We start from the raw sequence: 19100 nt of genomic DNA on the forward strand, positions 1-19100 counted from the left end.
TTGCGCTTTAGCTTCGCGATGAGGAGATGACGATGGCCGCCAAGCACGTTGCCGTTCTGATGGGAGGCTGGTCGGCCGAGCGCGAAGTGTCGCTGCGGTCGGGAGCGGCCTGTGCGGCGGCAGCCGAGCGCGCCGGCTACCGCGTCACGCGCATCGACGTGACGCGCGACATCGCCGCCGTGCTGACGGCGCTGAAGCCCGACGTCGCGCTCAACGTGCTGCATGGCCGGCCCGGCGAGGACGGTGCGCTGCAAGGCATGCTGGAAATTCTCGGCATTCCCTATTCGCATTCCGGCGTGCTCGCGTCCTCGGTCGCGATGCAGAAGGATCTGGCGAAGCCGCTCCTGAAGGCCGGCGGCGTGCCGGTGCCGGAAGGCAAGGTGGTGTCGCGCCACGAGGCGGCGAAGGCGCATGTGCTGGAGCGGCCTTACGTCATCAAGCCGATCGCGGAAGGCTCGAGCGTCGGCGTCTTCATCGTCACCAGGGAGCATGAGCATCCGCCGCAGGAGTTGACGCGGCCGGACTGGGCCTATGGCGAGCAACTGCTCGCGGAACGCTACATCCCCGGCAAGGAGCTGACCTGCGCGGTGATGGGCGACAAGGCGCTCGGCGTCATCGAGATCGTGCCGACGGTGAAGTTCTACGACTACGAAGCGAAATACGCGCCGGGCGGCTCGAAGCATCTGCTGCCTGCGCCGGTGTCGTCCGAAATCTACGAGGAAGCGCGTCGTCTCGCGGTCGCCGCGCACCGTGCGCTGGCCTGCCGCGGCGTCACCCGCGCCGACTTCCGCTACGACGACAGCCTGCCCGGCACCAAGGGGCTCGTTTGCCTCGAGGTGAACACCCAGCCGGGCATGACCGAAACCTCGCTGGTGCCGGAGCTTGCCGCCCATGCCGGCATTTCCTTCGAGCAATTGGTCGCCTGGATGATCGAGGACGCCTCGCTCGACCGCTGACGGCTACCGGGCCGCGTTCGTGCCCGGAAAGCCACGTCCGGTCGAAGTTTCGCGGTCCTGTCAACTTTCTCTCAACCTTTACCAATCGTTTACCTAAAGCCCCGAAGACTACGCATTGGCGGTGTTTCGCGCAGCCGCGCCGGTGGCGCGCGCGTGAAGCCCCGCAATGACGGCCTTCGGGGGACGCAAGGGACTCGTCCGCCAGGAGGCGCAACCGTCCGGGCACCGCCGAAATGCCCGTGCCGGAACTCGCCGCCCGCTGACGCGGGCCTAACGTTTGAAGAGCTGCTGCGATGGACGATCGAGGGCGCCTCGCCCAATCGCTGACGCCGAAGCAGGCCTGGACGTCGAAGACGTCGCGGCTCGCGCGCGGGCGTCGTGCCATGCGCCGAGTCTTCTCGACGCTGATCGAGCTCAATCCGCCGCGGGGCGTCGGCAGCGCGACGGTGTTCGTCTTCATGCTGCTTGCGGCCGCCTACGGCATCAATCGCGGCGATCACGCGAAAGAACTCGCCGACGGGCTTCACGCGCTCTGCAACGGCGCTGCCAACGCCGCGGGTTTCCGCATCACGTCGATTGCGCTCGCGGGGACGAAGCAGCTCAAGCGCGACGACGTGCTGGCGCTGGCCGGCGTCGATGCAAGCTCGTCGCTGCTGTGTCTCGATCCCGCCTCGGCGCGTGCGCGCCTCGACGACAACCCTTGGGTCGCCGAAGCGACCGTGATGAAGCTTTATCCGGGCCGTCTGCAGATCGAGATCAAGGAGCGCGTGCCGGTCGCGCTGTGGCAGAAGGCCGGTGACGTCAGCGTCATCGCCGACAACGGCACCGTGCTCGAGCCCTATACCGGCGCGCGGTTCTCCAGCCTGCCGCTGGTGGTCGGCGAGGGCGCCGATCTTGCCGCTAGGGACATTCTCGCGCTGCTTGCCGGCGCTCCGGCGATCCGCGCGCAGGTGAAAGCCTCGGTGCTGGTCGCCAAGCGCCGCTGGAACCTGCACCTCAATGACGGCATCGAGGTGCTGCTGCCGGAACACGATCCGGCTGCCGCGCTTGCGCAGCTTGCCGGGCTCGCGCGCGACAAGGACCTGCTGTCGCGCGACATCACCGTGGTGGATTTCCGCTTGCCGGATCGCGTCGTCGTCCGTCTGTCGGACGCGGCGGCGCAAGCGCGCGCCGAGGCGATCAAGGCGGCGCTGAAGGACAAGAAGACCAAGCGTAAGGGGAGCGAGACGTGAGCGTTCTTCATTTTGGGCTGACGCCGAAGATGAAGCCGGTATCGCCGACGCGGGGAGCGGCGGTCGCCGCGCTTGACATCGGCACCAGCAAGATCGTCTGCCTGATCGCGCGGCTCGAGCCGCATCCGCCGCAGGACGTGCTGCGAAGGCGCAGCCACGGCATCCGCCTTCTGGGCTTCGGTCACACCGCGGCAGCCGGCATGAAAGCCGGCAACGTGGTCGATCTGGTCGCCGCCGAGCAGATGGCGCGGCAGGCGATCGCCGCCGCCGAGCATATGGCCGAGGTGCAGCTTGAATCCGTCGTGGTGTCGCTGTCCGGCGGGCGCATCGGCAGCGAGCGCTTCACCGCCCGCATCGAACTCTCGAACGGCTCGGTCGCCGAGGGCGACATCGCGCGCGTGCTTGCCGCGGCGAGCCGCCATTCGGTGCGCGACGGCCGCGCCGTGCTGCATTCGCTGCCGACCGGCTATCAACTCGACGCCGCGAGCGGCATCTCCAATCCGCGCGGCATGGTCGGCTATCGTTTCGGCGTCGACATGAACATGGTCACCGCCGACGTCGCCACCGCGCGCAATCTGATGCTCACGGTCGAGCGCTGTCATCTCGACGTCGAAGCCATGACCGCGTCGTCCTATGCGGCCGGGCTTGCCGCCTTGACCGACGATGAAGCCGATCTCGGCGCTGCCGTCGTCGAAATGGGCGCTGGGACGACCACAATGGCCGTTTTTAGCGGCGGGCGTTTCGTTTATGCCGATGGCTTCGCGCTCGGCGGCCTGCACGTCACGATGGATCTGGCGCGCGGTCTCAACGCGCGAATCGCCGACGCCGAGCGAATCAAAACGTTTTATGGCACTGTTTTAGCTGGCGGATCGGATCACCGGGACATGATCACCGTGCCGCCGGTCGGAGACGACGACAGCGAACCGCCGCAATTCGTATCGCGTGAGACGCTGGTGCGGATCATCCGGCCGCGCGTCGAGGAAATTCTGGAGATGGTGCGCGATCGATTGAGAGCTTCGCCTTTCGCCAGTGATCGGCGCGGTCGCGTCGTGCTCACCGGCGGCGCAAGCCAGTTGACCGGTCTTGCCGATCTCGCAGCGCGCATTCTCGACCGCCAGGTGCGGATCGGGCGTCCGCTCGGCATCGCCGGTCTGCCGGACGTTGCCAAGAATCCCGCCTTTGCGGCGACCGCAGGTCTGCTGGTCTATCCGCAGGTGGCGCATCTCGAACACTTCGAACCGCGGCGAACGCGGCAATTGATGACAGGGACGGGCGGCTACATGGCCCGGGTCGGACGATGGTTACGCGACAGCTTCTGACCCTTTTTACTCAAACCACGACACGGCCGGTGGCGGACCGGCCGGGCCGGATGGCGTGCGGCTGCGCGAACGCAGTCCTGCGGCCTGTGCAATCGAGAGGCAACCCATGACGATCAATCTGAAGATTCCGGACATCCGGGAGATGAAGCCGCGGATCACCGTGTTCGGTGTCGGTGGCGCAGGCGGCAACGCGGTCAACAACATGATCACGGCCGGGCTGCAGGGCGTCGACTTCGTCGTCGCCAACACGGACGCCCAGGCGCTGACCATGTCGAAATCCGAGCGCATCGTCCAGATGGGCGCGCAGGTCACCGAGGGTCTCGGCGCCGGCTCGCAGCCGGAAGTCGGCCGGGCCGCGGCGGAAGAAGCGATCGACGAGATTCGCGACCACTTGAGCGGCGCGCACATGGTGTTCGTCACCGCCGGCATGGGCGGCGGCACGGGCACCGGCGCTGCGCCGGTGATCGCCAAGGCCGCCCGCGAGGCCGGCATCCTGACGGTCGGCGTCGTCACCAAGCCGTTCCAGTTCGAAGGCGCACGCCGCATGCGCTTCGCCGAAGCCGGCATCCAGGAACTGCACAAGGTCGTCGACACGCTGCTGATCATCCCGAACCAGAACCTGTTCCGGGTGGCCAACGAAAAGACCACCTTCGCCGACGCCTTCGCGATGGCCGACCAGGTGCTCTATTCGGGCGTCGCCTGCATCACCGATCTGATGGTCAAGGAAGGTCTCATCAACCTCGACTTCGCCGACGTCCGCGCCGTGATGCGCGAGATGGGCAAGGCGATGATGGGCACCGGCGAGGCCTCCGGCGAGAAGCGGGCGCTCACCGCGGCGGAAGCCGCGATCGCCAATCCGCTGATCGACGACGCCTCGATGAAGGGCGCGCGCGGCCTGTTGATCTCGATCACCGGCGGCAAGGATCTCACGCTGTACGAGGTCGACGAAGCGGCGACCCGTATCCGCGGCGAGGTCGATCCGGACGCCAACATCATCGTCGGCGCGACCTTCGACGAGTCGCTCGAAGGCATCATTCGCGTGTCGGTCGTCGCGACCGGCATCGATCACGCCGTCGTCCACGCGCAGCAGCGCCCGGCCGCCGCCGCGACGCCGAAGGCGGTCGCCACGCCGGCCACGCAAGCCTCGCCGACCGCCTCGGCCGCGGAAAACCGCCTGGCCGAGCTGACCGCGCGGCTACGCACCGACTCCAAGCGCATCGCCGAGCGTATCGAGCGCGACGCGGGTGTCGCGCCGGCGCCGGTTGAGGCGCCTGCCGCGAGGGTCGAGTCGGCGGCGCATGCGGCGGTTGCTGCGGCGCTGATGCCGCAGCAGACCACCGTCGAGGACGTCTCGATCCAGCCGATGCCGATGAAGCCGTCGCTGTTTGAGCCTGCGCCGGCGCCGCAGGCTGCGGTTGAGGCGCCGCCGGCCAAGACGTTCATCCCGCCGCAGGCCGAGCGCGTGCTGCGCCAGCCGCGCATGCCGCGGATCGATGAGCTGCCGCTGCCGGCGCAGAACCAGATCAATGCCCAGCGCGGCGAGCTGCCGGACACCCACCCGGAGAAGCAGCGGATGTCGCTGATGCAGCGGCTGGCCGCGGTTGGCCTCGGCCGCCGCGATGAGCCGATGGCGCCGCCGGAGACGGCTGCGCAGCCGATGCCGCCGGTGGCGCGTCCGCGTCCGGCGCAAGAGCCGGTCTCGGAATATGCCCGCCGCGGCCCGCAGGGCCTCGACCAGCACGGCCGGCAGGCTCCTGTGCATAACGCCGCCGAGGACGATCAGCTCGATATCCCGGCGTTCCTGCGCCGCCAGGCGAACTGAACGGTGAAATGCGGCGGCGGACCCGCGAAGGGTTCGCCGCCGTCACTGCCGGACGGACCGGTCAATTCCGTATAAAGCACTGAATTAACATTAATTTTTTATGTCTGGGGCGTTCGGGCGGCGTGTCGCGTCGTGTGCCGGAACGTCCCGTTTTGCCATGCTTTGCAGGGTAAATCGCGGTCTTGATGGACGGCAGTGCCGCGAATTGTGTCGAAAAAGGTAATAGTCGGTAAGAAAGCGTGAGTTGGTTGCAGTGCCAGCGTGGCCTAGTTTGCTGACCGCAAAGGGACTTCTCCGCTGACTTGGGCGAACGGCGGTTGGAACGGGTCCCTCGGAATGGTGACGAAACTGCGGCGCTCCTGAGATCAGGTTTGTGAGTCGCGTTTTGGGGATCGCGTCACCCTCGACCCGCCAGGGTTGGAAGCGGTGATGTGAAGGGGACTGGATGAAGGGCGGAAAGCAAACGACGCTGCGCAAGCATGCCGCTGTTTTCGGCATTGGCGTGCATTCCAGCCTCTCTGCGACCCTGACGTTGCATCCCGCCGAGGCCGATAGCGGCATTCTCTTCGTGCGCGCCGCCAGCGAAGGCGCACCGGAGCGCGAAGTTCGCGCCGATTTCCGCGCCGTCACCGCCACGGAATTCCAGACCGTGCTCGGCGACGCCAAGGGCGCGCTGTGCCAGACCACCGAACATGTGCTTGCCGCGCTGCGCGGCGCCGGCGTCGACAACGCCGTGATCGAACTCGACGGGCCGGAAGCGCCGATCATGGACGGCAGCGCCGCGCCGTTTGTCGCCGCGATCGATCAGGCCGGCATCGTCACGCTCAACGCACCGCGCCGCTACATCGAGGTTCTCAAGCCGGTGCGGGTCGGCTTCGACAAGTCGGTCGGCGAACTGCGCCCCTATAACGGCTTCCGCGTCGAAGCCGAGATCGATTTCCCGAGCCCGGTGATCGGCCGTCAGGCCGTCGCGTTCGACATCGATCCGAACACCTTCCGCACCGAGATCGCCGGTGCGCGCACCTTCGGCTTCATGCGCGACGTCGCGAAGCTCTGGGGCGCGGGCTATGCGCTCGGCGCGTCGTTCGAGAACACGCTGGTGGTGGCCGAGGACCGGGTGCTCAACCCGAACGGACTGCGCTATCCGGACGAATTCGTCCGTCACAAGGTGCTCGATGCCATCGGCGATCTGGCGCTCGCCGGAGCGCCGCTGCTTGGGGCCTATCGCTCGGTTTGCGGCGGTCACAAGCTCAACCACGCCGTGCTGTCCGCGCTGATGGCCGATCGATCGGCCTGGCGGATCGTCGAGGCGGCCCCGGCACGCCGTGCCCGCGGCCACGCCGACGTCGCCGCCGGCCTCGTCGCCCCGGCTTATGGGCCGGATGTGTCCTGAAACGGCGGATTTCCCGAAATCGCCGGTTTCCGGCCTTAACTTTTTGCCTTAATACGGGCCGAATGTCGGCCTAGTCGATTGGCGCGGCCGCGGTTTTGCGGCTAGAAATGACCCGGTTCAGCAACGGCAGACGTCGCGTTTTGAGATTCAAGAGCATCCGCCGCGTATCATGACGCTGTCCCAGGCACCCAAATCCCGTTCGATTCGCTCGTCGCGCTGGCTTGCGCCGGCGCTCGCGCTGGTTCTGCTCGCCGCCCTGCCGGGCTGTTCCAGCTTCGGCAGCCTGTTCGGCAAGGAGGACGTCGTCCCCGATGAGCCGGCCGACAAGCTCTACAACGAAGGCCTGTTCCTGCTGAACAACCGCAGGGACGCGCGGGCGGCGGCGAAGAAGTTCGAGGAAGTCGACCGCCAGCACCCGTATTCGGAATGGGCGCGCAAGTCGCTCATCATGTCCGCCTATGCCTATTACGAGGCGCGCGAATACGAGGAATCGATCAACGCCGCCAAGCGCTACGTCACGCTGCATCCCGGCAGCCCGGACGCGGCCTATGCGCAATTCCTGATCGCGTCGTCCTATTACGACGAGATCCCGGATATCACCCGCGACCAGTCCCGCACCGAGAAGGCGCTCAACGCGCTCGACGAGGTGGCGCGCAAATATCCCGAGAGCGAATACGCGACCAGCGCCAAGCGCAAGGCGCAGGTGGCGCGCGATAATCTGGCCGGCAAGGAAATGGAAATCGGCCGCTACTACCTCAAGCGCAAGGATTTCCCCGGCGCGATCAACCGCTTCAAGGTCGTGGTGACGCAATACCAGACCACGCGCCACGTCGAGGAGGCGCTGATGCGCCTCACCGAGTGCTATATGTCGCTCGGCATCGTCCAGGAGGCGCAGACGGCGGCCGCCGTGCTCGGCCACAACTTCCCGGACAGCCGCTGGTACAAGGACGCCTATTCGCTGGTGAAGTCCGGCGGCACCGAGCCGCGCGAATATGAGGGGTCCTGGATCAGCAAGGCCTTCAAGAAGGTCGGCGTGAACCTGGGCTGACGGCACTTTAGCCTATGCAGTTGCGTACATTGTCATGGCCGGGCTTGTCCCGGCCATCCACGTCTTTAATGATTACGAATCTGCAAGGCGTGGATGCCCGGCACGAGGCCGGGCATGACGACCTATAGGTCAGGTTCATGCTTTCCCGGCTTTCCATCCGCGACATCGTCCTGATCGACCGGCTCGACATCGATTTCGCCGACGGGCTCGCCGTGCTGACCGGCGAGACCGGCGCCGGCAAGTCGATCCTGCTCGACGCCTTCGCGCTGGCGCTGGGCGGACGGGGCGACGCCGCGCTGGTGCGCGAGGGCACCGAGCAGGGGCAGGTGACGGCGGCCTTCGATCTCAAGAAAGGCCATCCGGTCCGCGCCATGCTGAAGGCGCAGGATATTCCCGCCGACGACGAGGTGATCCTGCGCCGCGTGCAGTTGGCCGACGGGCGCACCCGCGCTTTCGTCAACGACCAGCCGGTCAGCGTGCAGGCGCTCAAGGCGCTCGGCGCGGCGCTGGTTGAAATTCACGGCCAGCATGATGACCGCGCGCTGGTCGATGCCGGCACGCACCGCGCGCTGCTCGATGCCTTCGCCGGCCTCGAGGACGATGCCGACGCGGTGACGTCATTGTGGGAAGCGCGGCGGGCCGCTGCCGAGGCGCTCGAAGCTCATCGCGCCGATATTGCCCGCGCGCAAAAAGAAGGTGATTGGCTGCGCCATGCGGTCGAGGAACTCGGCAAGCTCAGCCCGCAGGCTGGCGAGGAAACTGCGCTCGCCGAACGCCGCACCACGATGATGCAGGCGGAAAAGATCGCGGAGGATCTGCGCGATGCCCACGAGGCGGTGGCAGGCAGTCATTCGCCGGTGCCGGCGCTCTCCAGCGCCGTGCGCAAACTCGAGCGCCGCGGCGCGCAGGCGCCGCAGCTGGTCGAGCCGGCGGTCAAGGCGCTCGACGCGGCGCTGACCGCGCTCGACGAGGCGACCACGCATCTCGATGCCGCCCTGCGCGCGGCCGATTACGATCCGGCGGAACTTGAGCGCATCGAGGAGCGGCTGTTCGCGCTGCGCGCGGCGGGCCGCAAGTACAATGTCGCGGTCGACGATCTTGCGGCGCTGGCGCAAAAATACGCCGCCGATATCGCGCTGATCGTCTCCGGCGAGCAGAAGCTGAAAGAGCTCGAAGCGGCGGCAAAGAAAGCCGAGGACGACTTCCACAAGAAGGCCGAGGCGCTGTCGAAGGCCCGCCGCGCGGCGGGCGTCAAGCTCGACAAGGCGGTGAACGGCGAGCTGAAGCCGCTCAAGCTCGAGCGCGCCAGGTTCTCGACCGACATCCAAAGCGATGCGGCCGCCGCCGGGCCGAACGGCATCGACCGCGTCGAGTTCTGGGTGCAGACCAATCCGGGCACGCGGGCAGGGCCGATGATGAAGGTCGCCTCCGGCGGCGAACTGTCGCGCTTCCTGCTGGCGCTGAAAGTCGTGCTGGCCGACCGCGGCTCGGCGCCGACGCTTGTGTTCGACGAAATCGATACCGGTGTCGGCGGCGCGGTGGCGGACGCCATCGGCGCCCGGCTCGGCCAGCTTTCGCGCGGCGTTCAGGTGCTCGCCGTGACTCATGCGCCGCAGGTGGCGGCGCGGGCCGGGCGGCATTATCTCATCAGCAAGGATGCGCTCGACAAGGGCAAGCGGGTCGCGACCCGTGTTTCGGAAGTCGCGGCCGAGAAGCGTCGGGAGGAGATCGCCCGCATGCTGGCCGGCGCCGAGATCACGGCCGAAGCCCGCGCCGCCGCCGAGCGGCTGATTAAGCAGGCGAGTTGAAAATTCCGTCATTCCGGGGCGCGGCGAAGCCGCGAACCCGGAATCCAGACAAATTCACTAACCGACGATGTCGGGATAGAGATCCCTCCAGTCTGGATTGCTTTCCTCAATCAAGGCGGTTTTCCAAGCCCGCCGCCATTTCTTGATTTCTTTCTCTCGCTCGATGGCCGGGACGACCTGGTCGTAGGTTTCGAACCAAACGAGGCGATGGACGTCGTAGCGGGCGGTGAAGTCGGGAACTATCTTTTCCTTATGTTCGTGGATTCGGCGCACAAGATTGCGCGTCACGCCGACATAGAGCGTTCCTTGTTTTCGGCTTGCGAGTAGGTAAACGTAGAACACACAAACGGCCCGGTTTCGTTGCTGGATTCCGGGTTCGCCGCGCCTTCGCCCTTCGGGCTTCGGCGGACGCCCCGGAATGACGAAGATGAAAGATACTACCAAAATCCCCGTCCCCGACCTGACCGAAGCGCAGGCCAAGGCCGAGTTGATGCGGCTCGCGCTCGAAATCAGCGTCCACGACAAGCGCTACTACCAGCAGGACAAGCCGAGCGTTTCGGACGCCGACTACGACGCGCTGCGTGCGCGCAACAAGGCGATAGAGGCGCGGTTTCCGAAGCTGGTGCGGCCGGATTCGCCCTCGAAGCGCGTCGGCGCGGCGCCCGCGCGCGGCTTTGCCAAGGTGCGCCATGCCGTGCCGATGCTGTCGCTCGACAACGCCTTCAGCGACGACGACGTGCGGGATTTCGTCGGCCGCATCCGGCGCTTCCTCAAGCTCGGCGACGACGAGCCGATTGTGTTCAGCGCCGAGCCGAAGATCGACGGCCTGTCGATGTCGCTGCGCTACGAGGACGGCGAACTGGTGCGCGCCGCGACCCGCGGTGACGGCAGCGAGGGCGAGGATGTCACGGCGAACATCAGAACGCTGAAAAGCGTGCCGGAAAAGCTCAAGGGCAGGAACATTCCCGCCGTCTGCGAGGTGCGCGGCGAAGTCTATATGACGAAAAAAGACTTCCTCGCGCTCAACGAGCGGCAGAAGGAAGCCGGCCTCGACGTCTTCGCCAATCCGCGCAATTCGGCGGCAGGCTCGCTGCGCCAGAAAGACCCCAAGATCACCGCGTCCCGCCCGCTCGGCTTCTTCGCCTATGCCTGGGGCGAGATGAGCGAGATGCCGGCCGACACGCAGAGCGGCATGGTGGCGTGGTTTGCCAAATGCGGGTTCGACACCAATCCGCTGACGAAGATCTGCAAGTCGGCGGAAGACCTCGTGGCGTTTCACGGCGAGATCGGCGAGGAACGCTCCGGCCTTGACTACGACATCGACGGCGTCGTCTACAAGGTCGACCGGCTCGACTGGCAGGAGCGGCTCGGCTTCGTGTCGCGCTCGCCGCGCTGGGCGATCGCGCACAAGTTCCCGGCCGAGCAGGCGGTGACCGTTCTGCGCGACATCGAAATCCAGGTCGGCCGCACCGGCGCGCTCACTCCGGTCGGCAAGCTCGAAGCCGTCGGCGTCGGCGGCGTCATCGTGCAGAACGTCTCGCTGCACAACGAGGATTACATCAAGGGCATCGGCGGCGACGGCGAGCCGATCCGCGAAGGCCGTGACATTCGCATCGGCGATACGCTGATCATCCAGCGCGCCGGCGACGTCATTCCGCAGGTGGTCGACGTCGTGCTCGACAAGCGGCCGAAAAGCGCCAAGCCCTATCATTTCCCGACCAAGTGCCCGGTCTGCGGCAGCGATGCGGTGCGCGAACACGACGAAGAGGCCGGCAGGCTCGACGCGGTGCGCCGCTGCACCGGCGGCTTCATCTGCAAGGCGCAGGCCGTGGAGCATCTTAAGCTGTTTGCCTCGCGCCGCGCCTTCGATATCGACGGCCTCGGCGAAAAACAGATCGAATGGTTCCATGAGCGCGGCTGGCTCAAGGAGCCGGCCGACATCTTCACGCTGCAGGCCCGCAACACCAAGATCAAGCTGCAGGACGAGGAGGGCTATGGCGCGACCTCGGTGCGCAATCTGTTCGACGCCATCGAGAGCCGCCGCGACATCGCGCTCGACCGGTTCATCTATGCGCTCGGCATTCGCCATATCGGCGAGACGACGGCGATGGCGCTGGCGCGCGGCTACGGGTCCTGGAAGGCGTTCCACGACGCCGCGCTGAAGGTCGCCAAGGGCGACGAGGAAGCCATCGCCGAGATGGATGCGCTCGATCAGATCGGCGACACCGTGATCGAAGCGGTTGCGATTTATTTCAGGGAAAAGCGCAATCTCGGCGCGGTCGAGCGGTTGGCCAAGCAGGTTACGATCCGCGACGCCGAGAAGCCGAAGACGGACTCGGCGATCGCCGGCAAGACCGTGGTATTCACTGGCTCGCTCGAGAAAATGACTCGCGACGAGGCCAAGGCGATGGCCGCGCGGCTCGGCGCCAAGGCGTCCGGCTCGGTGTCGAAGAAGACCGATTTCGTGGTGGCGGGGCCGGGCGCGGGCTCCAAGCTCGCCGAGGCACAGAAGCTCGGCATCACGGTGATGACCGAAGACGAGTGGCTGGCGCTGGTCGGCGGAAGATAGGTGTTCAGGCCGAGCGCCGCGGCAGCACCAGCACGGCATAGATCAGTCCCGCCAGCACGACTTCGGCGAGGATGATCAGGATCAGCGGCATCGCGGTCATCGCGCCGGCAATCGCCACCGTTGCGGCCTGCGCCATCGCCGCGCCGAACGCCATCTGGACGCAGCCGGTAATGCCGGAGGCAGCGCCCGCCGCCTGCGGACGCACGCTGACCGCGCCGGCGATGGCGTTCGGCAACAGCATGCCGTTGCCGACCGAGACGATCACCTGCGGCAGGAACAGCGCCGCCGGCCCCCCATGTTCCCCGACGGCGAGCGCGAGAACGGCGATCGCCGCGCCGGCAAATTCGACGCCGAGGCCGATGACGATCATCGCATTGACGCCGAACCGCTGGGATTGCCGCGAGGCGATGAAATTGCCGGCCATGTAGCCGATCGAATTCGTCATGAACCACACGCCGTATTCGGCGGAGGAGCGGCCCATCATAGTGACGACGACGTGCGGCCCGCCGCCGATGAAGGTGAAGAACGGCGCGGTGGCGAACGCGACGACCAGCACATAGCCGTAGAACGTCGCGCTCGCGAACAGCGCGCGGGCGTCGCGCAGGAAGCTGGCGCCGGGAATGCGCGCCGGCCGCGTTTCGCGCAGGACGAGGGCCGCCCAGATCACCACCAGCAGGCTATAGATGCCGGTGAACAGCAGGATGGAGTGCCAGCCGAACGCGACATCGAGCAGGCCGCCGATGGTCGGCGCGAACATCGGCGCCACCACCATGACGGTGGTCACGAGGCCGAGCATCGCGGCGGCGCGGTCGCGCTCGAACAGGTCGCGGACGACGGCGCGGCCGACCACCACGCCGGTCGCCGCGCCGAAGGCCTGCACGATGCGCGCGACGATCAGCAGCTCAATCGACCAGGCGAAGGTGGCGACCAGCGAGGCGATGGCCGAAAGCGAAAGCCCGCACAGCACCACCGGGCGGCGGCCGAAGCGGTCTGACATCGGCCCAAGCAAGAGCTGTGCGGTGGCAAGGCTCAGCAGGAACAGCGACAAGGTGAGCTGCACCGTGCCGATATCGGTCTGTAATTCGCTAATCAGGTTCGGCAGCGCCGGCACCAGCATGTTAAGCGAGACGGGGCCGATGCCGGTCATCGCCATCAGCAGCGCGAGCAGGCCCCACGGGGTTTTCTGCGGTGCTGTGCGGTCCTGCTGCGACGGTACGGCGCGCGCGTCCATCAATGCGCCTCCAGCGGCCGCGTGGCCGCGTCGAGCCAGCGCGCGGTCGCGTTGTCGAGCAGCGGCGTGAGCGTGGCGGCGACGCGCGCGTGATAGCTGTCGAGCCAGTGTTTCTCGTGGGTATCGAGCTGCGCGGAGTCGATCAGCCGGCGGTCGATGGGTGCGAGCGTCAGCGTCTCGAAGGCATTGAGCGGCTTCTCGGCGAGCGCGGGCGTCGGCTTGGCGATCACCAGCACCAGGTTCTCGATACGGATGCCGTAGCGGGCGGTCTTGTAATAGCCCGGCTCGTTCGACAGGATCATGCCGCGCCGCAGCGCCGCCGCGCCGAGCTTGGAGATGCGCGCCGGGCCTTCATGGACCGAGAGATAGCTGCCGACACCGTGGCCTGTGCCGTGGTCGTAGTCGAGGCCGGCCCGCCACAGCGCGGCGCGCGCGAAGGGATCGAGCTGCGCGCCGGTGGTGTTCTCCGGAAACACCGCGGTTGCGATGGCGATGTGGCCCTTGAGCACGCGGGTGAAGCGGTCGCGCATCTCGTCGGTCGGGGTGCCGACCGCGAGCGTGCGGGTGATGTCGGTGGTGCCGTCCTCGTATTGTGCGCCGGAGTCGATCAGGAACAACTCGCCGCTCCCGATCGTGCGGTTGGTCGCGCGGGTCACGCGGTAGTGCACGATGGCGCCGTTCGGCCCGCTTCCCGAAATGGTCGGGAATGAAACGTCTTTCAGCTTGCCGGTGTCGCGGCGGAAGGTTTCGAGCGCGGCGACCGTGTCGATCTCGGTGAGCCTGCCTTTCGGAGCCTCCGCATCGAACCACGCAAGGAAGCGCGCCATCGCCGCGCCGTCGCGGCGGTGCGCGGCGCGGCTGCCGTCGATTTCGGCGTGGTTCTTGATCGCCTTCATCGCGGCGACCGGATCGTCGCCCGGCGACAGCTTCGCGCCGGCCTCCCTGACGATGCGGGTCAGCGCATCGGCGGCGGTGGCGCGGTCGAGCCGCGCGGCTTTGCCGGCGAGCGCGGCGAGGTCGGTTTCGAGCGCGGCCGGCTCGCGCACCGTGGCGGTCTCCTCCAGCGCGCTGCGCACGGCGTTGCTCAGTTTGGCGCTCTCGACATAGATCGTCGGCCGGCCTTCGCGCGGCACGATGGCGAAGGCGAGCGGCAGGGGCGTATGCGCGACATCGGCGCCGCGGATATTGAAGGTCCACGCGACCGCGTGCGGATCGGACATCACCAGCGCGTCGACGCGATCTTTGGTCAGCTCCGCGGCAATGCGTGTCAGCTTGGAGGCCGTGGTTTCGCCGGCATAGCGCTGGTCGTGCAAGGCGACGGCGCCGGCGGGCGCGGCCGGACGGTCCGCCCACAAGGCGTCGATCGGATTGTCTGCGACCGGCACCAGCGTCGCGCCTACCGCCTCGCAGGCTTTGGCGAGCCGCTCGGCGCCTTCGGCGGTATGCAGCCAGGGGTCATAGCCGATGGTCTGGCCAGCGGAGAGATTGGCGCGCAACCACTGGCTCGGCGGATTGTCGACGAGATGCGCGATCTCGAACACGGCGGTGTCGGTCTGCGCCTGGACCTGCACGGTGTAGCGGCCGTCGACAAACAGCGTGGCGCGGCCGGCCAGCACGATCGCAGCGCCCGCGGAGCCGGAAAAGCCCGTCAGCCAGGCGAGCCGTTCCTCGCCGGGGGGCACGTATTCGTTCTGCTGGCGGTCCGCGCGCGGCACGATGAAACCGTCGAGGCCGCGTTTTTTCAGTTCACCGCGCAGCGCGGCGACGCGGCCGGCCACGGCGGCGCGGTCGTCCTGATCCTCGAATGTCTGGAAGCGGGCCTCGAACATGGCCGGCACCATATCGCGCTTTGCCAAACCGCCCAGTCGGCGGCGGCAAAAAACCGGTGAGGTCGGCGCAACAGTCAGAGCTGCCATGCAGGCGCATAGCTCCTTGAGGCTCGGCCTCAGGAGGTGACGAATCATGCGTTTTTGGGAACTGGATTTAGTCCAAGCCTACGGAAATACTCGAAATTCCAAGCGCATTCTGCGCCGCCGCAGCGCTCGTTATCGATTCCTTAACGCCATATCCCCCTGAACATGCTGATTTTACAGAGCTTCCATGCATCCATGCGCGTGGTGCATTGCTCGGGATGGGTCTATATTGCATCGCAACAACGGGGCCTATGCGGCAGGACTGGCCTGACCGACGCGGCACCCCGGGATCTGAAGGAGATTAGAGATGGTTGCCATCGCTTATGGCGTCGCTCGCGCCGCCGTCACGGCGGCCAACAGCAAGTCCGAAGCCGCCAAGGGTACGTCCAAGGGCGCTTCCAAAGGATTTTTCGCACGCGTGCTCGACGCGATGATCGCGGCGCGTGCCCGTCAGGCGGCGATCGAGCTCAACAGCTACCGCCACCTCCAGCGCGCCTATGAGCGGCAGACGCTGGCGTCGAAGCGGGATGCCCTCCCGTTCGGTGGCTAATACGTTCACGCTTTAGCGCCGAACCGACCGAGACCGCCCCGGCATCCTCCCCGGGGCGGTTTCGTTTTTGCAATTAGGTGGCTTGCATCTCACGCGAGGTTAGCGCCGGCGGACAGGGCGCCGTCCCGGCCGGCGCATGATCAGCGTGACCCAGCCTTCGAGCGGGACGCGCGCCTCAAGGATCAGGCCGGCGGCGCGATAGCGCGCCAGCGCGGCGCGGCCATCGGCGGTCAGCAGGCCGGACAGGATCACGGTGCCGCCGGCAGCGACCAGCGCGGTCAGCGGTTGCGCCATGCCGCGTAGCGGCCCGAGCAAAATATTCGCGAAGATCAGGTCATAGGGCCCGCGGTTGCGGATGCTGCCGGCGCGGCAACCGTTGGCGTGCAGGTAGGTCGTCAGAGACGGAACGCCGTTGAGCCGTGCATTGCTGCGCGCGGCGGCAACCGCAACGGGATCGATGTCGGTGCCGATGACGGGCCGGCGCAGCGCCTTGGCGGCGGAAATGGCCAGCACGCCGGTGCCGGCGCCGACGTCGAGTACGCGCCGGAACCGCCGTCGTTTCAGCACGGCATCGAATGCCAGAAGACAGCCGCGCGTCGTACCGTGATGGCCGGTGCCGAACGCAAGCGCGGCTTCGATTTCGATGCGCGTGGCGTTGGGCGCGATCCGCGCGCGGTCGTGACTGCCGTGCACGACGAAGCGTCCGGCGCGGACCGGAGCCAGCCCTTCAAGACTGGCCTGCACCCAGTCGCGCTCGCTGACGGCGTCGTAGACGAGTCGCGCCGGATCGCCGCCGGCTGCGCGCACCAGCGTTTCAACGATGGTGTGGTCGGGCGCGTCGTGGAAAAAAATCTCGGCCATCCAGCGGCCTTCGGCAATTTCGAAGGCGCTGCAGGCGGTGTCTTCGGGAAGCGTTTCGCCAACCGCGCCGGCGATGCGGCGGGCGGTGTCCTCGTCGCAGGCGAGGCGGGCAACGGCAGTCGGCATGAACCAGGACTTGGACGTCGCGCGTGAAAAGGGCGTGGAGGAAAAGCAGCTTTGCTCGCCCGGGCAATCCGGACAATAGCCTCCGCCGATGGCCGCGCAATCGCTCAGGTTCGCAGAACACAGGGATTTTGCCGGCAGAACCGGCCCCGGCCGGATCCCGACAGCTTTGGTGATTACCGTTTGATTTGACGCAAATGCGAAGCCGAAACGGGCTGCATAATGGAACAATGGACCGTCAATCGGCGCCGGCCTTGCGCCGCCGGCTGAGCTTGCCGCTGCTCGTCATGTACGGCACCGGCGTCGCCGTCGGCGCCGGCATCTATGTGCTGGTCGGTGCGGTCGCCGGTCATGCGGGCCGCTACGCGCCGTTGTCATTTCTGCTGGCCGCGGTGGTGATGGGCCTCACGGTCGCATCGTACTCCGAGCTGTGTACCCGGTTTCCGGTCGCGGCCGGCGAGGCCGCCTATGTGAAAGCCGCGTTCCGGTCGCGTCTGCTGTCGACCGCCACCGGCCTTTCCATGGTGATGACGGCCATTGTCGCCGCGGCGACCGTGGCGCTCGGCGCGAGCGGCTATATCGCCCAATTCGTCGATTGGCCGCGGCCGCTGGTCGCCTCCGTCATCCTGATCGCGCTCGGCGCGGTGTCGGGCTGGGGCGTTCTGGAATCGGTGCTGCTCGCCAGCGTCTTCACGCTGATCGAGGTCGGCGGTCTTCTCGTCATTGTCGGCTTTGCCTTCGCCTGGGGACTGCCGGTGATCGACAGCCTGACGGCTGTGCCGCCGCTCGATGCGGCAATATGGTCGGGCATCGCCTATGCAAGCCTGCTCGCGTTCTTCGCCTTCATCGGGTTCGAGGACCTGACTAACATGGTCGAGGAGGCGAAGGATCCGGCGCGCACCATCCCCCGTGCCATCGCGATCACCCTCGTCATCACCGCCACGCTCTACGCGGTGACGGCAGCCGTCGCCGTCACCGCGTTGTCGCCGGCCGAACTGGCTGGATCGCAAGCGCCGCTCAGCGACGTCTTCCGCAAGCTCGCCGGCGCCAGCCCGGCGACGATCAGCCTGATCGCCATCGTTGCGACGCTCAATACAATTCTCGCCGAGATGACGATGGCGTCGCGGGTCGTCTACGGCATGGCGAAGCTCGGCGATCTGCCCGACATTGCGGGCAAGGTTCATCCGGTGACATCGACGCCGCTTGCGGCGACCGGAGCCATCGTGGCGGTCACGATCGCGCTTGTGACGTTCGTTCCATTCGAGCGGCTCGCGGAGGTGACTTCGATCGCGACGCTCGTGGTGTTCGCGATGGTGAACCTGTCGCTGTTGCGGCTGCGCCGGCGTCGTATCGTCACCGATGGCCCGCATATCCGCATCCCGCTCTGGGTGCCGGCGGCCGGATTTGTAACGTGCGTCGGAATGATCGCGGCGGCGCTGCTGGGCTGAGCCTATCGCCCGAAGAAGAACGGCGCGCCCTGATCGACGTAATACTCGCCGCGCGGATAATAGCGACGCGGCATACGCTCGTAGCGCGGTGGCGGCTCGTCCTCATAGTAATAGCGCGGCGCCGGGCGCTCCGCCGGGACGCCAGAATAGCGCCGGCCGCGGCGGTCGTAATAATAGCGGCCGTCATAGAAAGCGGGACCGTTGTCGCGCCGCGCTCTGTCACGACGGGCATCGGGCGGCAGCGCAGCCGTGAAATCCTCGCCATTGTCGCGTGGCGCGGCGGCGACGGCGGGGCCGGGCGTCTCGCCGCGCAACACGACGCGCGTATTCGCCATGCCCTCCTGCTTGACCAGCTTGAACAGCGTGGCGGCATTTTGCGTCGACAGCCGGACGCAGCCGTGCGAGGCCGGCGTGCCGATCGCCTTGACGTGATTGGTGCCGTGAATGGCGTGGCCGCGCGTGGTGAAGAAAATCGAATGCGGCATCGGCGCATCGTCCCATTCGCGGCTGAAGTGATCTTTTTCCATGCGGAATGGCTTGAACTCGCCGGACGGCGTGTCGTAGCCGGGCTGGCCGGTCGAGACCGGCCAGTCGAACACCGGCAGGTCGTCGAGCACGACGCTCATGCGCTGGGTCGATTTGTCGATGGTGATGAGCAGCGCGGCGCTGGCCGGCGTGGCCGCCAACGCGGCGACGATAACGCCGATTAGTGTCGTAACGCGATACATGCGCATGATTCGTGTCCGCAGGTGCCCAGCCTTCGCGCAAAGGCTAGCACCGCGTCAGACGCGAAATATGACGATCACGAAAATTTTTTCCCGAGGCAC

Annotated in this window: 15 protein-coding genes; 10 read left to right on the forward strand and 5 right to left on the reverse strand. The window is 66.9% G+C overall.

What is annotated here, in order from left to right; translation table 11 throughout:
* The first annotated feature begins 32 nt into the window (after positions 1-32).
* From AB7F10_RS01925 to recN, 7 genes are all read left to right on the forward strand, one after another.
* Positions 33-956, forward strand: a complete 924-nt coding sequence (locus AB7F10_RS01925; protein ID WP_428557966.1) for a D-alanine--D-alanine ligase — start codon at positions 33-35, stop codon at positions 954-956.
* Between the two features lie 293 nt (positions 957-1249).
* Positions 1250-2188: a cell division protein FtsQ/DivIB gene (locus tag AB7F10_RS01930; protein WP_428557964.1), complete on the forward strand. Its 939-nt coding sequence runs from the start codon at positions 1250-1252 to the stop codon at positions 2186-2188.
* Positions 2189-2217: 29 nt separating this feature from the next.
* Complete coding sequence (gene ftsA, locus AB7F10_RS01935; protein ID WP_428558404.1) at positions 2218-3507, forward strand: cell division protein FtsA; 1290 nt, start codon at positions 2218-2220, stop codon at positions 3505-3507.
* Positions 3508-3613: 106 nt separating this feature from the next.
* Positions 3614-5329, forward strand: a complete 1716-nt coding sequence (gene ftsZ, locus AB7F10_RS01940; protein ID WP_428557963.1) for a cell division protein FtsZ — start codon at positions 3614-3616, stop codon at positions 5327-5329.
* A 445-nt stretch (positions 5330-5774) separates the two neighbouring features.
* Entirely contained in the window at positions 5775-6722 is a 948-nt protein-coding gene (gene lpxC, locus AB7F10_RS01945; protein ID WP_428557962.1) for a UDP-3-O-acyl-N-acetylglucosamine deacetylase, read from the forward strand.
* Positions 6723-6891: 169 nt separating this feature from the next.
* Positions 6892-7770, forward strand: a complete 879-nt coding sequence (locus tag AB7F10_RS01950) for an outer membrane protein assembly factor BamD (RefSeq protein WP_428557961.1) — start codon at positions 6892-6894, stop codon at positions 7768-7770.
* 137 nt (positions 7771-7907) lie between these two features.
* On the forward strand, positions 7908-9578 hold the full coding sequence (gene recN / locus AB7F10_RS01955; RefSeq protein WP_428557960.1) for a DNA repair protein RecN: 1671 nt from the start codon (positions 7908-7910) through the stop codon (positions 9576-9578).
* A 57-nt stretch (positions 9579-9635) separates the two neighbouring features.
* Here the strand turns inward: recN and AB7F10_RS01960 are convergent, their stop codons facing one another.
* Positions 9636-9920, reverse strand: coding sequence for a GIY-YIG nuclease family protein (locus AB7F10_RS01960; protein WP_428557959.1), 285 nt, complete (start codon positions 9918-9920; stop codon positions 9636-9638).
* 76 nt (positions 9921-9996) lie between these two features.
* Here AB7F10_RS01960 and ligA point away from each other — a divergent pair, with 76 nt between their 5' ends.
* Positions 9997-12147, forward strand: a complete 2151-nt coding sequence (gene ligA, locus AB7F10_RS01965) for an NAD-dependent DNA ligase LigA (protein WP_428557958.1) — start codon at positions 9997-9999, stop codon at positions 12145-12147.
* A gap of 4 nt (positions 12148-12151) precedes the next feature.
* On the opposite strand, the gene AB7F10_RS01970 is transcribed toward ligA, so the two are convergent.
* Positions 12152-13378, reverse strand: coding sequence for a multidrug effflux MFS transporter (locus AB7F10_RS01970; protein WP_428557957.1), 1227 nt, complete (start codon positions 13376-13378; stop codon positions 12152-12154).
* Positions 13378-15207 (reverse strand): aminopeptidase P family protein, encoded by a 1830-nt coding sequence (locus AB7F10_RS01975; protein WP_428558403.1) that lies wholly within the window; start codon positions 15205-15207, stop codon positions 13378-13380. Before AB7F10_RS01975 ends, AB7F10_RS01970 begins: the two co-directional genes overlap by 1 nt.
* Before the next feature lie 391 nt (positions 15208-15598).
* On the opposite strand from AB7F10_RS01975, the gene AB7F10_RS01980 reads away from it, so the two are divergent.
* The gene (locus AB7F10_RS01980) at positions 15599-15841 is read left to right on the forward strand and encodes a hypothetical protein (RefSeq protein ID WP_428557956.1); all 243 of its coding nucleotides are present in this window, start codon (positions 15599-15601) and stop codon (positions 15839-15841) included.
* A 99-nt stretch (positions 15842-15940) separates the two neighbouring features.
* Here the strand turns inward: AB7F10_RS01980 and AB7F10_RS01985 are convergent, their stop codons facing one another.
* Positions 15941-16828 carry a 50S ribosomal protein L11 methyltransferase gene (locus AB7F10_RS01985; RefSeq protein WP_428557954.1) on the reverse strand — a complete coding sequence of 296 codons (888 nt, stop codon included), beginning with the start codon at positions 16826-16828 and terminating at the stop codon, positions 15941-15943.
* A gap of 227 nt (positions 16829-17055) precedes the next feature.
* On the opposite strand from AB7F10_RS01985, the gene AB7F10_RS01990 reads away from it, so the two are divergent.
* Complete coding sequence (locus tag AB7F10_RS01990) at positions 17056-18273, forward strand: APC family permease (RefSeq protein ID WP_428557953.1); 1218 nt, start codon at positions 17056-17058, stop codon at positions 18271-18273.
* Between the two features lie 2 nt (positions 18274-18275).
* Here AB7F10_RS01990 and AB7F10_RS01995 read toward each other — a convergent pair whose 3' ends face one another.
* Entirely contained in the window at positions 18276-19007 is a 732-nt protein-coding gene (locus AB7F10_RS01995) for a L,D-transpeptidase (protein ID WP_428557952.1), read from the reverse strand.
* Positions 19008-19100 lie beyond the last annotated feature (93 nt).

Source organism: Pseudolabrys sp. (genome assembly GCF_050250095.1).
In the GTDB taxonomy this organism is placed as follows: Bacteria; Pseudomonadota; Alphaproteobacteria; order Rhizobiales; family Xanthobacteraceae; genus Pseudolabrys.

What these genes read in the sequence shown, in the direction of transcription:
- AB7F10_RS01990 (WP_428557953.1), top strand. Translation starts at nt 17,056, where the DNA reads ATGGACCGTCAATCGGCGCCGGCCTTGCGCCGCCGGCTGAGCTTGCCG.
- AB7F10_RS01980 (WP_428557956.1), top strand. Translation starts at nt 15,599, where the DNA reads ATGGTTGCCATCGCTTATGGCGTCGCTCGCGCCGCCGTCACGGCGGCC.
- AB7F10_RS01985 (WP_428557954.1), bottom strand. Translation starts at nt 16,828, where the DNA reads ATGCCGACTGCCGTTGCCCGCCTCGCCTGCGACGAGGACACCGCCCGC.
- lpxC (WP_428557962.1), top strand. Translation starts at nt 5,775, where the DNA reads ATGAAGGGCGGAAAGCAAACGACGCTGCGCAAGCATGCCGCTGTTTTC.
- AB7F10_RS01995 (WP_428557952.1), bottom strand. Translation starts at nt 19,007, where the DNA reads ATGCGCATGTATCGCGTTACGACACTAATCGGCGTTATCGTCGCCGCG.
- AB7F10_RS01975 (WP_428558403.1), bottom strand. Translation starts at nt 15,207, where the DNA reads ATGTTCGAGGCCCGCTTCCAGACATTCGAGGATCAGGACGACCGCGCC.
- ftsA (WP_428558404.1), top strand. Translation starts at nt 2,218, where the DNA reads ATGAAGCCGGTATCGCCGACGCGGGGAGCGGCGGTCGCCGCGCTTGAC.
- AB7F10_RS01930 (WP_428557964.1), top strand. Translation starts at nt 1,250, where the DNA reads ATGGACGATCGAGGGCGCCTCGCCCAATCGCTGACGCCGAAGCAGGCC.
- recN (WP_428557960.1), top strand. Translation starts at nt 7,908, where the DNA reads ATGCTTTCCCGGCTTTCCATCCGCGACATCGTCCTGATCGACCGGCTC.
- ligA (WP_428557958.1), top strand. Translation starts at nt 9,997, where the DNA reads ATGACGAAGATGAAAGATACTACCAAAATCCCCGTCCCCGACCTGACC.
- AB7F10_RS01970 (WP_428557957.1), bottom strand. Translation starts at nt 13,378, where the DNA reads ATGGACGCGCGCGCCGTACCGTCGCAGCAGGACCGCACAGCACCGCAG.
- AB7F10_RS01925 (WP_428557966.1), top strand. Translation starts at nt 33, where the DNA reads ATGGCCGCCAAGCACGTTGCCGTTCTGATGGGAGGCTGGTCGGCCGAG.
- ftsZ (WP_428557963.1), top strand. Translation starts at nt 3,614, where the DNA reads ATGACGATCAATCTGAAGATTCCGGACATCCGGGAGATGAAGCCGCGG.
- AB7F10_RS01950 (WP_428557961.1), top strand. Translation starts at nt 6,892, where the DNA reads ATGACGCTGTCCCAGGCACCCAAATCCCGTTCGATTCGCTCGTCGCGC.